Genomic DNA, 14,667 nt, shown 5'->3' on the forward strand with positions numbered 1-14,667 from the left:
TTTGTTCGCTGGTGAGCGCTCGGTGCGGGGCCAATGCGTGCCGACGCACAGAGGCCATGAAGGTCGTCCATGAAGGTAATGCCATCTCGTCTGCAAAGATGCGGCTCGGCGCTCCATACTGTAACTGCCTCTGATGCCGCGACACACTATCGACAGATATTTGATCGCCGCACTCCCGAGCAGTTGCGTACCTTGTCTCACATCAAACGCTTCATGGAGCGGCTGGTAGGGGACATGGAGTTCCGAAAAGAACTTTCGAACAATATCGACGCTCCACGATTGGTAAGCCAGCTTCACGGTATTGAACTCGATCCGATCGAAATGCTGCCGCTCTGGCGCAATACGCATTTAAAATATCGCTTCAAGCCGGAGTGTGCGTCTTGGCCGCTGGCTCTGATGTGGGATGACTATATACGCGAGATGTTGCGTCATCGCGACTTGTTGCGCGACGAAGGCGCGATGACGACGGTCAACCCTCGCTTTCATGCCTGGCGCGAACGCCAAATCCGCCGCTGCAACTGTGAATTGGGGGTATCGGCGGCGTCGATCACGCATCCCGTGATTGCTTTCGAGCTAAGTGAAGGTTGTACCGTCGGCTGCTGGTTCTGCGGCCTCTCGGCCGGACGTTTCAAAGGGTTTTTCGAATACAGCGAAGAGCATGCGGAACTCTGGCGCGGCGTAGTCGGCATAGCGAACGAGATGTTTGGTTCGGCAGCCCGAACCGGCTTCTGCTACTGGGCTACGGATCCTATGGATAACCCGCATTACGATCGTTTTTTGCTTGATTACTATCAGATCACGGGAGTGCTGCCGCAAACAACGACGGCCGCCCCGCTCAAGGATCCGACGCTTACCCGGCGCGTACTCGACCTTTTTAAACAGTATCGTACTGTGACGAATCGCTTCTCCGTGTTGAGCACAACTCACCTTAATCAGATTCACAGCGCCTTTTCCCCCGAGGAGCTACTGGGCGTCGAACTCATCCTGCAAGGAAGGGGCGCCCTTACAGAAAAAGCGTTGGTCGGGCGGGCGCGCGAACGAAAGAAGAGGTTTAAAGGAGCCAACAAAGACGATGTAATTGGCGCGCCGGAAGGCGATCATACTACGATCGCCTGTGTTTCCGGATTCCTTGTGAATATGCTGCGCGGGCGTGTCCAGCTAGTAACGCCGGTGCCAGGCAGCAGTCGCTGGCCTCTCGGCTACCGTATCGTGGGTGAATGTTTCTTCAGGACACTCAACGAATTCCGCGACGGGCTGCAGCGATTAATCGATCAACATATGCTCGAATGCCTCCCTCTCGACAAACCGATCAGCTTCCGCAGAGACCTTCAATACAAGTCAGGGACTGGACATTTTCATCTCCGCTCACGCAACATGCAACACCGCGTCATCGACAATCTCGGTCCGATTTCGGTTGGTAACCTGATCGAGCGTGGCAACTGCACCCCGTCCGAGTTAGTCAAGAGGGTCACCTCTGATGGAAAGAGCGTGCTCGCCGTCGCTGACCTGCTGGATCAGCTATACTCCGCTGGAGTAATTGCGGAGGACCTCGATGATCGTTAGGCTGCGAGCCAGCAGGCCCGCCGGCTCGCCGCTAAGCGGCCATACACGCGGCTTCCAGCACGCGAGTGTGCGCTTTAAGAAACCCGAGTTCGCCTGAAGAAGCTGCGGCTCTTCCCACCCGGCAGCGCGGTCCCCGGGAACACGCAGCTCGAAACGTCGTAGAGCAACCGATGTCACCTTCGCTGTGAGAGGAGCCGCTGACACGCGCCTTTGCGATCGACGTTAGAGGTTCGGCGCCATCGCGAGCCCCTGGCCCACCGTGTGACCAAACCAGGGCCTGCACCCACACTAACGCGCAGGCATTCTCGACACCGGTCTCGATTAGAGTGCCCGTCGCAAGGCATCATCGTACAAATGCGTATAGTTGCCTCAAGAACGGAAACATGAGATGGGCATTGATGTGCAGATTGTCCTAGTCAACATGCCGATGTCGGCGGTTGAACGGCCATCGCTGGCGCTTGGTCTACTGAAGTCGGCACTGTCGGGGGCTGGACTGCGATCGAACATAGTATATGCCAACATTTGGTTCCTAGAATATGTAGGCCTTCTCGACTATTGTCTCCTAGAGAGCAGCCCGCCCGAGGAAGCGCTGGTCGATTGGCTGTTCGCAGGTGTTGCCTTCCCCGAGTTCGAACCTGATCACGAAGCATTTCTCGACAGGTACTTCAATCGTAACCCCGGGCAAGCTGGAAAGCGCGTGGCCGAGCTTCATGCGACTTTCAAAACGCTGCGGTCGATTATGGGAGAGTTCATTGATTGGACGGTTGATAAGGTGTTGATGTATCGCCCTGCCGTCGTGGGGTGTACCTCTACCTTTGCCCAGCACATCTCTTCCCTGGCGCTGCTTCGCCGATTACGCGAGCGCTCATCGGACATTGTCACGCTGATGGGGGGAGCAAACTGCGAATCGGTGATGGGGCGAACAACTCATGCTCGTTTCCCATGGGTCGACTATATCGTATCGGGGGAAGCGGACGCACTGATGGGGGCGCTGTGCCGCGACATACTAAATCGAGGGAAGCACATTCCCCGGGCCGATTTGCCATTTGGGGTCTTGGGTCCGGCGCATCGCGAGGGCGGCTATCCCGAGACGTCAACGCGCTATCTAGTACCGAGGGCGACAGTTAAAAGCCTGCGAGGTTTGCCGTTGCCCGATTTCTCTGACTATTTCACTGAACTAGACCGATCGCTCTATGCCGACCGCATCCATCCCGGACTGCCGATGGAATTCTCTCGTGGCTGCTGGTGGGGCGAGCGCAACCCCTGCACGTTCTGCGGACTGAATGGCGCAGCGATCACTTACCGTCATAAGCCAGCCGATCAGGCGGTGGAGGAAATGATTGAAATGTCGGCGCGTTACGGCTCGTCGCGTATCGAAGCAGTCGATAATATTCTGGCGCTTGACTACTTCGAAAAGGCGCTGCCCCACCTCACCACATTATCCAGAAAGCTCGCAATCTTTTTCGAAGTTAAGGCCAATCTGAAGCGCCACGAAGTAGAGACGTTGGCGCGCGCCGGCGTCCGCTGGATCCAGGCAGGTATCGAAAGCCTGGACACCCGTGTTTTGAAGCTGATGGGCAAGGGAACGACGGCGGCAGCTAATGTTCAGCTCCTGAAATGGTGCCGTCAGCACGGTGTGCGGGTCAGCTGGAATGTGTTGTGGGGCTTCCCAGGCGAAAGTGATGAATGGTATGCTCAAATGGCCGCTTGTTTGCCGCTGTTGCATCATCTGCAGCCCGGACGTACAGTGCGACTGCGATACCAGCGCTATAGCCCCTATCATGATGCAGCCGATAAGTACGGCCTGAAACTGCTCCCGGCCGTATCATATCGGTACGTCTATCCGCTGTCGGAGAACGATCTCGCTGATCAGGTTTATTACTTCGAAGATGGTGAAGATAACGATCTCAGCGATTTTTGCGCGGAGGGCGATTTGAACCGCAGGCCCGGGCTGACGGCCGTTACCCGTGGTGTTGATGACTGGCTTAAATCTTGGTCTTCGCCGAAGCAACCCATGCTGTCTATGCGTGACAGCGGAGATGCGCTCACCGTCGAGGACACTCGTACCATAGCAGTGGAGCGCAAACATCTCGTGAAAGGTCTCAAGCGCGAAATTCTTCTAGCCGCGGACGAAGGCGTGCCTGACGCGCTTCTGCGCAAAAAGCTCGGGATTGCGAATGTAAGACAGCCTGAGATTGACGCGGCAATAGCCGACATCAGCGCTCGCAAATTGGTCATACGACTCGATGACCGGTTGGTTGGCCTTCCCCTCTGGCATCCATATAAGGCAATACCCGCAACGACCGCGTTCCCTGGGGGCTATTTCGACCGACGTGTACTGCTCAGGGTGTCACCCGAAAATGACGTGTGCAGGTGACAACTGTGGACTGCCCAGCTGAAGTGAGACACGATAATTACAGTGACAGGCATTTCGAGGATGACCTGTGGCAGGACGAGAAAAGAAGCGTCAGTTTCCGACAGCGTACAAATTGAAGGCGATCAAGCGGGTCGAGCGGGGCGAAGGCGTCCTTCCTGTGGCCCGCGAGCTTGGGATCTTCCGTAAGATTCTCCATGACTGGATCAAGGCCTGGAACGCCGATGGCCGGATGGTTTGAACCGGAAGCCAGGACTTAAGCCCGGCCCCCGCAAGCTCAAGCCGCTGGCGACATACGACGACAAAGCGCTCCGCCCTCGCGCGCGCGAATGCCCGCATCGCCGAGCTCGAACGGCTGGTGGGCCGCCGGCAGATGGATCTCGATTTTTTTCAAGCCTTGCGCGCATTGGAGCGGCCGGCGGCGCAAGGCAAGCCCGCATCCGCATCATCGAAGTCATCCAAGCCATGACATCGGAGGCAACCGATTCTCACGCCGACGTGCAACGCTTCTGCAATCTGGCGGGCCTGCCGCGCGCGACGCACTACTGGCCTGTCAACAGGCGCAGTCGTCGGACCGCCGAGTGCGAGTTGCGCGACCAGCTCCAGCGCATTTGCCTCAAGCATCCTTTCTACGGCTACCGACGTGTGGCGGCCACTTTGGGGCGCCAAGGTTCGTAAATGCCAAGAAAGTCCTGAGGCTTATCCAATCTTCTCGCGCAGCGCAAGGCGCCCTTCCTGAAGCCACCTGCGGCGCGGCCAACGGCCGTTCTCGTCCTCCCCAATCTGGTGCGCGGCCTGGTACCATCGGCCCCCGATCGAATCTGGGTCGCTGACATCACCTATGTGCATCTCGCCAGGACCTTCGCCTATCTCGCCGTCATTCTTGACGCGTTCTGGCGCAAAGCTGTTGGCTGGGCCTTCGAGGACACGCTCGATGCCTCGCTTGCCATCGCCGCGCTGGAGAAAGCCATCGTCGCTCGGGGACCGGCCACCGGCAGCCTGATCCACCACTCCGCCCAATACGCCTCAATCGCCTATCGCCAGCGACTTGCCGATCGCGACATCACCATCAGCATGAGCAGGCCCGGAAACCCGTTCGACAACGCCAAGGCCGAAAGCTTCATGAAGAAGTTGAAGGCCGAAGAGATCAACGGCAACACCTTCATTGATCTCACGGACGCCCGGCGCCGGATCGACTGCTTCATCGCCGAGGTCTACAACAAGGAGCGCTTTCATTCGGCGCTCGGCTACCAATCGCCCCTTGAGTTCGAAACCGCGTTCGCGCAAAACAGGCACGATAACGCATCATGGCAACCGCACTGTCACTGTAATTATCGTGTCTCACTTCGGGGGTGCAGTCCAACTGTCTTGTTTCTTGATTCAGCTGACAGCACACCTATATTCCTCTGGAGTCCGTCCTCGTCGGCCTCAATGGCCTCACCGGAGGCTTACCCACCGGCATGAGTAGCTCAACTGCAAATCGCTTGCAGAAGCGCTCCATTACATCTTGCTTAGAATGAGTTCGATCGAAAATCCAAAATCGCGAACTCCCGCCTCTGGATGGACCACCTCCGGCTTCATGAAAAACCCAATCTCGTATGATTACTCCTAGAGTTGCAATGATCGCGTTCGCCAAACAGGGCGGCCTTCAATGGAAGAATACGATTGACCCATTGTTTGAGATGAAGGGCCGATCTTCGAATTGATCGAAGACTGTGTGCTCTAGGTTCCATGGCGACAAACAATTTCGCTCGTCGCAAAAGCAAAAGCGAGTAGGGGCCGGCGTTGGACCTATTTTGCGCGCCGATCGGCCATTCTGCAGGCGAGATTACAATCCCTAAATGTCAACCTCATAGATCGCTCGCGCGGATCAGGTGCTCAGCAGGGCGCCTCTAGTGATTCTTCGATTCAAGAATTCGTTGAATAAGCATATCAGCCAGAGTGGGCAATTGAAAGATTCGCCCGCTGCCGACCCATGTATGCGGGTTATTAGCTCAAGCCTCGATCACCCTCACACCGATCTTCTACGCTGTAGTCCATTGAATCCACAAACACGTCTACACATTACATTCCCGATTACAGTACCCTACATAGGCTTGCCAGCTACCCAGTCCCAAGCGCATCCCTAGTCACGCTCGGCCTCCAATTTGGCTGAGGGAGCCGCTTGCACATCCATTCCATACCCGAGATGGGGGAACGCGCGCACCGCCTGGCACCGGCGGCCACACGCCCGATGGCCCGACGGTCACAACTACATTTTCAACCTGCCAGACCGCGCTATCGGCAAAACGGACATCATCCAACGAGACACCAAGCGCATGGTTCGGGTCCAGCCCTCGCATCACCAATGTTCCCCCAGTGCCATGCACATGGCGCAGAACGATTTGCCGATAGACCGGGATGCTGTCGCCATGAGCATGAGTATCATAGCGTGTCTCGAAATTGATCGGCCACCGATTGTCGCGTAGGCACACGTTCTCAAACGTCACGCGCTCCACCACACCACCCCGGCTCCTATCGCTCTTGATGCGCAAGCCCGACGTTGTGCCATCCAGGGTAAGGTTGCGCACCAGTATATCGCTAACACCAGATTTTAGTTCGCTGCCGATGGACATGCCGTGTCCCCAACCGAAATAGTTATCAATGATGGAAACGTAGCGCGTCGAACCGTTATCTGCCTTGATCGCTACATTATCATCTCCAGTGCGGATAACGCTGTGAGTTATGGTCACATCCTGGCTGGCACCGGGATCAATGCCGTCGGTATTGCGCGCATCGGCCGGCGCGTCAATCGTGATGCCCCAAAAAGTGGCCCCTTCGACCCGGTGCATCGCCACGTGGAAATTGGGCGCATTGCGCAGCGTGATCCCGTGCAACGTAATGTCTTGCGCGTGATCGATCTGGATCAGGCGAGGGGCGTTCTGATTTCCGCCCTCGGTTTGTGCGCGGCGGGCCAGCTGCCACCAGCTTTCAGCGCTACCCACCATGACCTCGCCACCCTGGCCGTCGATAATGCCATCGCCATAGATGCCGCCGCCCCGCGTGTTGGAAAAGTTGATGAACGGGCGGCAGCCGTCACGCCTGCTATCGATGCGGCCACAATGTCCTAAGCCCTTGTCGTAAGCAGTTGGCTCAGCGGTCGCGAAAAGCGTGGTGCCCCGCTCAAGCCAAAGCGTGACGCCGGATTTCATCTCGAGGGGACCTGACAGGAACGAGCCGCCTGCCAAATACACCGTTGCGCCAGCGGGGCAATGAGCAATGGCCTTCTTAAGATCGCTGGTGTCGTTCTTACCAGAAGGCGTCAGGCGGGCGCAGATATTACCGGGTGCAACAGGTTCGGTCACAGCGCGGCGGTCTTGGGCCAAGGCGGAGTGACACAGGGTCACGGCGGCAACGATGGACCACACTGCCAAGGAACAATAATGATCGGCCATGATTATCTCAGCTTTCTTTCCTCAGTTGTGTTTCCCACCATGTGACCCTCGGGGAGATTATGGCGTAACCCGAACGCACGAATACCCGCATTAGTCTGCCGTTTGAATCAAGAGCGCTATCCTAGGCAGAATTGCAAGACATCGGGCGATTGTTATCTCTTGGGGGTTGCTTTGGTCTCGCGTCGCCGCGAGCGGCTTCTGACTCGGATGTGGGGCGGGACGTCTTTATATCCCTCTTCTTGGTTAGCTCTCGACGCTCACCAGCTCGAACCTGTTGCGGAGCTCGCGCGCACTTCAACTGCCAAGACTTCACCGCTCCTCAACAAGGGAGGGGTGCAGGTCAGGCCCCCCGGCCAAGCGTTGCACTATGAAGCGTCAACACTAGAGAGCTCGCGTTGACCAGCAGTCCGTTCAATGCGACGATTCATGCGATCCCTTCTTTGGAGGAGACCTATTCTCCTGAGATCCGATTAGCAACAAGCGGGCCATGGTCGCGAAAGGTGAAAACCATGATACTCCCTGCAGCACAGCGTTCTTTTCCGCGTTATCGTCTCAAACATTGTCGGTCGCCTCACATCAAAGGTCGGAAGTCACGCGAGTACGTCGCTTCAGTTGCAGCCGTCGTACCATCGAAGGGCCCACCCGACGGATGCGGCCCTTCGCGTCGTAGCTCAACTCGCCGCGGCCCCTCGGTTTGGTCGCCAAAGGGTCTGCATTAGAACAGGGCGAATCTGCTTTCTTGCAGATCAAGTTCGCCTCGGTGAGGACGTTCCCCGCTATCGGCAAGCAAAGCGCGCGCGCCGCAAAGCCTTCCTACTTGCAGACCTTCTTGCAGCGACCGATAAGGAACGACTGAACGCTGGCTGAAATTCTGAGGTTGCTGGCGGCGGTAGCAAATGCCGTGATGCAGGCGGCGCGATCACCTCCGGCACCGCTTAAACGAGCTTGCGCGTTCAAGCGATCGACATAATTCTGCAGGTTCACGTTACAGATCATCGAGGGTTTCCCACTCTCGAGCATCAGAGCGTGATCTTGGGCATTCCAAGCCCCCGTCAGGTCTAACTTCCCCTCGCAGCGCGAGTGTCTGACCGTGATGTGCAGCCCGACCGTCTCGTTGAAGGTGGTATGAATGTCGGGACTATTTTGCGTCAACTCGCAGATCCAAAGCTTGCTTAGGCCGAGGCCCTTGCAGAGTCCGGAGTTGGCAGCGTTGCCGTAAAGTGTGAGAGCATCGCAACTTGGCACCTTCGACTGGGCGAGCGCCGTTCCGACAAGCGCAAACCAACACGCGAAGGCTGCGGAGGCTCGCGCGATAGAACGAATGCGACCTCCTATAATCGGCGTTTTCTGGTAATTGGGGCTTCTCCAGGTGTTACCGTCTGAACTCTTTCGAGCGGCTCCGTGGTGCCCTGCGAGCCTCCAGGGAATCGGACCGTTTCTTACGGAGGCTGTCCAGAGTTGACCCGCAGCCCGCTCAAGGCGACTATTCATGTGACTACCTCTTTCTAGTTTGGAGCAAACCCATTCTCCTGGGACCGGATTAGCAAGAACCGGGCCAGGCTGCGAAAGGCGAAAACCTTGATATTACACGCGGTGCGGCGCTTTTTCTCGAGTTATCGTTTCGGACATTGTCGGTAGCCTCATCAATTGTTGGAAGTCACGCGAGTACGTACCTGCGCTAGCAACCGTGGTTTCCGCCGGAGATTGCAGCGCGGTCGCGCGTTCTTAGCAAAGGCCAACGGCTCGTTGTAGCTGAGTTTGTGCTGAGCAGCGGTGGGTATCCTTGGGAAGGATCATCGGGCATTACGAAGAAGATCAACGAACGGCGGCGCCCAGGCAGCTTATCGGGTGGGTGGTGCGAATGAACATCATCTGTACCGCGTGTTCATGAACACGCAAATGGCCGCAAATTCAACACGAGCAAGAATTCATTTCGGAAGACCAAGCAAACACGCTGTTTCGCCGCTGGAGGTGCCGGCAATGGATCACGTCGAGCCGGATGTCCTTATCAGTGTGCCACGCGCCACGGAAAGCAGCCTCCCACGCAACATTTACCCGCTCCTTGGACAGCCGACGACTACGGGAATGAACCATGACTCAGCAAGGGAACGCTCGCCGTGGAGTAACTCCCGGTGGCAAGCGATGAAGACGCACGGATGACGTGGCGGAGACTTTAGGTCTGACCGCATGCGAGTGGGATTGCGTATTAGCTGGGCTGTAGTCGCCCCTAAAGAATACAGCATCGCGCCGATAGTGCGGCAGGACTTGCTGGCCAAGCAAGGCTTGGCGGTCCCCCAGCTAGCGGAGCAAGCGCGCAGTGCCGCCCTGTCGTCAGGAGCTGAAAGCTGAGGTGCCGCTTTACGGGCTCAGAGCTGTTGAGTGGATTGGCGCGTTCGCCAGAGAGCGATTCCATGATGCCTGTCGCAAGGAGAGGCGCGGATTGGCCGAGCGCTTGCTATCGCTAATGGATCGAAGCGGTAAAGCTTGTCAGGGAGCGCGGTTGTCGGTGGCGCAAGCCGGCCGCGACCTTGGGGTTCATGAGAATGTACTGCGCAATAAGTGAGGGAGTTTGGCTCTGATCCGGTACAGCCGTTCCCCGGCCATGGGCAGATGAAGCCCAAGCAGCAAGAGATCGCGCGGCTGCGCTGTGAGGTCACTAAGCTGAGGGGACGGGCGGGATACCCTAAAAAGCGGCCGCAGCCTTCTTTGCGAAGGAAGCGACATGAAGTTCGCCTTCGTCGCGAAGCACCGGCGATATGGCCGGTGCCTGGTTATGCGATGCGCCGGGGGGTTCGCGGTCGGGCTTCCATGCCTGGCTGAACCGCTCTCCCAGCGCCAGATCCCGCAGCGACGAAGAGCTCGGCGGCATGGGCAAGGCCAGCTTCGCCGCCAGCGACCGCACCTATGGCGCACGCCGCGTGTATCGTGACCTGCTCGCCGACAGGGCGGATTGCGCCTGCACCGGTTGAGCGGGTGATGCGCCTGCAAGGATTGAGGGCACGGCCGCGACCTCGGCGCTTGCCGAAGGACAGCGGCGGTCGACAGCTCGAGACGGTGCCGGCCACCCTTCTGGACCGGCAGTTCGCCGCCGAGCGTCCGAACCAGAAATGGATCGCCGACTTCACCACGCCGCGTTTGTCTCAGACGTTGCCGGAGTGGCCCATGCTACAAATGATGCTGTGGTCGGCCATCAGGCACTGGAACTGTTCGCTGGTGTACTGGCTGCCCTGGTCGGAGTGATGCAACAGCGCATCCGGTTTGCCGCGCTGCCACAAAGGTACAGGGTAGGGGGTATAGGCGCGCGAACGACGCAGCTCCTTCGGCAGAGTCAACCAAACGACATTCAGAATTTCGTCGAGGCCTTCGCGGATGCTCGCCGCTAGGCCGGGCCATTGCGGGTCGGTCGACGCTTGAGATTGCGGACCAATTTTTCGGCCTTATCGGCGTCATCGACTCCCGGGCGTCCACATCCTCGGGCGCGACGTCGCCGAGGAGGGCCAGGGCCTCGCCATCTCCCGCGAGTAGGAGGGAATGCACGCCCGTGCGCAGGACCTGGTCACCCAGGAACTGTGACTGCGCTCCGATCTCTACATCCGCCGCTCGGTCGAGCACCAGGTCGAAGTCGAACGCTGGACACGGCTCGATCTCCAGCTCGTTCGTGACGCAGGCCGCCACGGCGTCATCGATCTTGCTTCCGATCCGGCCCTGCAGCCAGATCAGGGCCACCCCGTCGTTGCGGAGGTAACGCGACGTTGCGACTGGCGGATCGCGGACATCGTCGGCGGAGAGGAGGCGACCACGTCGTACCACCGCCATCGGACATCAACCGCACCAAGCCGCTGATCCTCCTGCTCCTCACCACATCGGCCGCGTCTAACGGACGACCTCCAGGCCAAGGTCGGCCGGCGGCGGCTTCCTGATGCTCGACGAATTCCCCGCGCTCGGCCGGCTTGACTTCTTTGAGTCGGCGCTCGCCTTCATGGCCGATTACGGCAACAAGAGTTTTCTGATCGCCCAGTTGCTGAACCAGATCGAGAAGGCCTGCGGGCCAAACAATTCGATCTCGACAATTGTCACGTCCGGGTCAGCTTCGCGGCCATTGACGAAAGGACAGTCAAGCGGGTGCCGACGTAAGGGGATGGCGACCGAGATGAAGGTGATGAAGAACCATGCCGGCAGCCGCCTCGCACCTTGGCTTGATCACCTCATGGTGTCTCGGTAGGAGACCGCCCGGCCACTGCTGACCCCCGGCGGGATGATGCAGCTCCCACCATCGCGTCATGATCTGGCGACTCTCCATCCGATCCGCACCAAGAAGGGCGCTATTACGACGATCACAGCTCCAAGAGCGCATCCTGGCGCCGCCGGTGCTGAGCAAACCCAAGGACAATCGACCCGACGATCGGAGCTCGCGGCCCCTGCCGTCGCGCTCGCCTGCGGCGCCGCTCGCGGCCGACGATCAAATGGACGTAGAGGCGGATCCGAAGACGGCCGACCGACGGCGGCAGCCGGACCTTGATTGCCATAGTGGGGAAAAGAGGGAGCCGCTCGACAACGAATTCGCGCCGGACCTTCCTACGATCTCGACGACGATGCCGCGCAGATCTTGCGCATGAACGACCTGATGCATGGCGTAGCGCGCCAGGCATCGATCGATTGCGCGCCGATCTCCGATTGTGAGGCTGGTGCGACGGCACCAAATAAGAAAAGCCCAGGTCTATCTCGATCCGGAGGTCATGAAGACCCTATCATCCTACGCTGCTCGGTGCGAACAGCCGATGTCACTCGTCGCCGAAGCTGCCATCGCTTCCTTTCTGTCGCCGGACGCTGACGGACGGCGGGAGGCCGCCATTGCTAAGCGGCTCGATCAAGTCGATCGCCGCATCGCGCCGCTTGAGCGCGAGATGGGATTTCGGTCGAGACCCTGGCATTGTTCATTTGGTTCTGGCTCAGGGCAACATCGCCACACCCCGGGGCCGGCTGCAAAGGCGGCGCGGGCGCAGGGAGCGCGCGGTTGGACAATTTCATAGCGGCACTGGGAGCCGGCGGCTCAGTCAAGGGCTGAAGCTGCGGCAGGAGATCCCGGAGTATGTTCAAGAGGGAGATCCGATGTGAGATGGCGGCCAAATAAATCGGAATGGACATCAACTGCATGTTGACCGGGACGCCGGACCACGCGCTGCTCCACTAACGGCGTCGCCAGTTGCTACCGTTGCCGTTTCCGTGCGGCAGATTGACTTGGGCCCGCAGCCCGCAGCTCATGTTCGTCAAAGTAACTTCGCCGCCGTGCGCCCGAATCGCCGACCGGGCAATCGACAGGCCAAGGCCTATCCCTCCATTCTCGTTGTAGCGTGATGAATCCAGCCGGACGAACGGCTCAAACACTCTCTGCAACTGATCGCTGGGCAAGCCAGGTCCCTCGTCGTCAATCGTAATGCAGACGTGCTCATCGGCAAGCTCCAAGGCGACACGTGCGCAGTTGCCATACTTGACGGCATTGCTCATGAGGTTGGTTAGGGCGCGTCGCAGCAGAGCCGGTCGGCATCGATAGTGCAGGTGGCCGTCCGCAGCGACGCCGACGTCCCATCCGACCGCGGCGAGATCGTTTGCGACGCTTTCTATCAGAGAGACTAGATCGATGATCCGCGACTCGTCGGGCACGATTTCGTCACGCGCGAAGCTTAGCGTCGCATCGACGATGTGCTGCAAATCGGTCAACGACCGGACGATAACCTCTCTGGCCTCCGCATCCTCGATCATTTCCGCCCGCAACCGGGCCACCGTGATTTGCGTGCGCAGGTCGTGAGTAATGGTTGCGACCATCGACAGCCGATCCTCCAGCAAGCGCGAGAGCCGCTGCTGCATGAGATTGAAGGCATTCACCGCCCGAACGATCTCGCTTGGTCCCGACAGCCGTGATAGCTCTACCGCCTCTCCGCGCCCGAAACTATCCACCGCGTCGACCAGAGCCCTTAATGGACGCGTGATCCAGCGGGCTTCCAACAGTAAGACCAGCACGACGTACAAAACGCCCGGCAGTGTATAAGATCGCAACATGTTCAAACAGGGGGCTTTCGGCAGCCCCAACGTCGCTATTCGGCTGAGCAAAGTGCCGTCTGCCGGTTGAACAAAGACTCTGGGGTGCTGGACGGCGCGGTCGAAAAGGCGGTCGGCACGGAATACGGCGAGGGCCCCGACCTGGGCCATGAGGAGAGAGGCGACTACAAAGAACGCAAGTCGGCCAGCCAACGAGCCAAAGAACATGCCGATCATGAGGCCTCTTCGACGTCGGCGGCAAGCAGGTATCCAACGCCCCAAACGGTCTTGATGAGTTGCGGATCTGCAGGATCGCGTTCGACTTTGCGGCGCAACCGGCTAATCTGATTATCGATGCTGCGATCGAACGGCTGGGCGCCACGGCCGCTTGTGAGATCGAGCAGGCGGTCGCGAGAGAGAACAAGTCGCGGCCTCTCCACCAGCGCGAGCAGGAGGTGGAATTCGGCGGAACTGAGCATCAGGGCGACCCCATCATCGCCGATCAGCTCGCGCCTGCCGATGTCCAATATCCAGCGATCGAAAACGTACCGTTTGGTCCCCGTTTGTCGCTGCTTCTTCGGCAACGTATTTGCACGGCGTAAGACGTTCTTCACGCGGGCAAGCAGCTCGCGCGGATTGAATGGCTTGGTAACGTAGTCGTCCGCTCCGACCTCCAGGCCGACGATGCGGTCCGTATCATCGGCCAAGGCGCTGAGCACGATGATTGGGGTGTCATGCGCCTCGCGAATGTGGCGACACAGGGACAGCCCATCCTCGCCAGGCATCCTTATGTCCAGCACAATCAGGTCGATGGCGTTCTTTTCTAGCTGGTCGCGAGCGGCTGCCGCAATCGCGGCCTGGCTGACGCGCATGCCGTGCTTGCGCAGGTAGCTCGCCAGCGACTCTCTGATATCGCGATGATCGTCAACCACCAAGATGTGCGGCTCGCTCATTGTGCTCCCTTTCCTCCTCATTCCTTAGCGCAGACACATGGCGTCACCACGGGCAAATTTGTAATAGAACTGTAATAAAATGTCGCGCAGGCGGGCAGGTGTTGGCGCATCCATTTCCGGAGGCTGGCGGGAGGCAACTGGCGCCGGCTCCGCTGGCATTGGGCCTCGCCGGAGTCAGCAGAAGAAAGGCGCAATTGCCGCCAACTCGAATCAGCCGTCCGTGCCGGCGACACCTTGCGACAACTTAGTGCGAATTAGGCAAACCTGCCTTACCGCTCGTGCGATAGAAACCCGTCGTTTCTGAAGG

General features: G+C 58.8%; 8 protein-coding genes and 4 pseudogenes. 6 read left to right on the forward strand and 6 right to left on the reverse strand.

Translation table 11 applies throughout. From position 1 onward, the window contains the following. Positions 1-78: 78 nt before the first annotated feature. The 4 genes from BDOA9_RS35355 to BDOA9_RS35370 all read left to right on the forward strand — a co-directional run bounded on the left by BDOA9_RS35355 (position 79) and on the right by BDOA9_RS35370 (position 5,401). On the forward strand, positions 79-1,563 hold the full coding sequence (locus BDOA9_RS35355; RefSeq protein WP_082848037.1) for a radical SAM family RiPP maturation amino acid epimerase: 1,485 nt from the start codon (positions 79-81) through the stop codon (positions 1,561-1,563). Between the two features lie 388 nt (positions 1,564-1,951). Next, entirely contained in the window at positions 1,952-3,940 is a 1,989-nt protein-coding gene (locus tag BDOA9_RS35360; RefSeq protein WP_025038646.1) for a RiPP maturation radical SAM C-methyltransferase, read from the forward strand. Between the two features lie 67 nt (positions 3,941-4,007). Further along, positions 4,008-4,178 (forward strand): transposase, encoded by a 171-nt coding sequence (locus BDOA9_RS39790; RefSeq protein ID WP_244521632.1) that lies wholly within the window; start codon positions 4,008-4,010, stop codon positions 4,176-4,178. 494 nt (positions 4,179-4,672) lie between these two features. Beyond that, positions 4,673-5,401 carry an IS3 family transposase gene (locus BDOA9_RS35370; RefSeq protein ID WP_082847999.1) on the forward strand — a complete coding sequence of 243 codons (729 nt, stop codon included), beginning with the start codon at positions 4,673-4,675 and terminating at the stop codon, positions 5,399-5,401. Positions 5,402-6,066: 665 nt separating this feature from the next. Here the strand turns inward: BDOA9_RS35370 and BDOA9_RS35375 are convergent. After that, positions 6,067-7,371 (reverse strand): glycoside hydrolase family 28 protein, encoded by a 1,305-nt coding sequence (locus tag BDOA9_RS35375; RefSeq protein ID WP_025038647.1) that lies wholly within the window; start codon positions 7,369-7,371, stop codon positions 6,067-6,069. A gap of 813 nt (positions 7,372-8,184) precedes the next feature. After that, entirely contained in the window at positions 8,185-8,523 is a 339-nt protein-coding gene (locus BDOA9_RS35380) for a hypothetical protein (RefSeq protein WP_152033746.1), read from the reverse strand. A gap of 1,316 nt (positions 8,524-9,839) precedes the next feature. Here BDOA9_RS35380 and BDOA9_RS39795 point away from each other — a divergent pair. Further along, positions 9,840-10,497 (forward strand): annotated as a pseudogene (locus tag BDOA9_RS39795) (IS3 family transposase); the annotation flags it as partial. Between the two features lie 17 nt (positions 10,498-10,514). On the opposite strand, the pseudogene BDOA9_RS38550 reads toward BDOA9_RS39795, so the two are convergent. Together BDOA9_RS38550 and BDOA9_RS38555 are read right to left on the reverse strand one after the other, a co-directional pair. Next, a pseudogene (locus BDOA9_RS38550) lies at positions 10,515-10,646 on the reverse strand (IS3 family transposase); the annotation flags it as partial. A 15-nt stretch (positions 10,647-10,661) separates the two neighbouring features. Further along, positions 10,662-10,825: pseudogene (locus BDOA9_RS38555) on the reverse strand (IS256 family transposase); the annotation flags it as partial. A gap of 272 nt (positions 10,826-11,097) precedes the next feature. On the opposite strand from BDOA9_RS38555, the pseudogene BDOA9_RS39800 reads away from it, so the two are divergent. Beyond that, positions 11,098-12,028, forward strand: a pseudogene (locus BDOA9_RS39800) (type IV secretory system conjugative DNA transfer family protein); the annotation flags it as partial. A 530-nt stretch (positions 12,029-12,558) separates the two neighbouring features. On the opposite strand, the gene BDOA9_RS35405 reads toward BDOA9_RS39800, so the two are convergent. Together BDOA9_RS35405 and BDOA9_RS35410 are read right to left on the reverse strand one after the other, a co-directional pair. Beyond that, a complete protein-coding gene (locus tag BDOA9_RS35405) occupies positions 12,559-13,644 on the reverse strand; it encodes an ATP-binding protein (RefSeq protein ID WP_025038653.1) in 1,086 nt (361 codons plus the stop codon). Next, positions 13,641-14,360, reverse strand: a complete 720-nt coding sequence (locus BDOA9_RS35410) for a response regulator (protein WP_025038654.1) — start codon at positions 14,358-14,360, stop codon at positions 13,641-13,643. The genes BDOA9_RS35405 and BDOA9_RS35410 overlap by 4 nt, the downstream gene beginning before the upstream one ends. Positions 14,361-14,667: the final 307 nt, after the last annotated feature.

Source organism: Bradyrhizobium sp. DOA9, assembly GCF_000617845.2.
Lineage (GTDB): Bacteria > Pseudomonadota > Alphaproteobacteria > Rhizobiales > Xanthobacteraceae > Bradyrhizobium.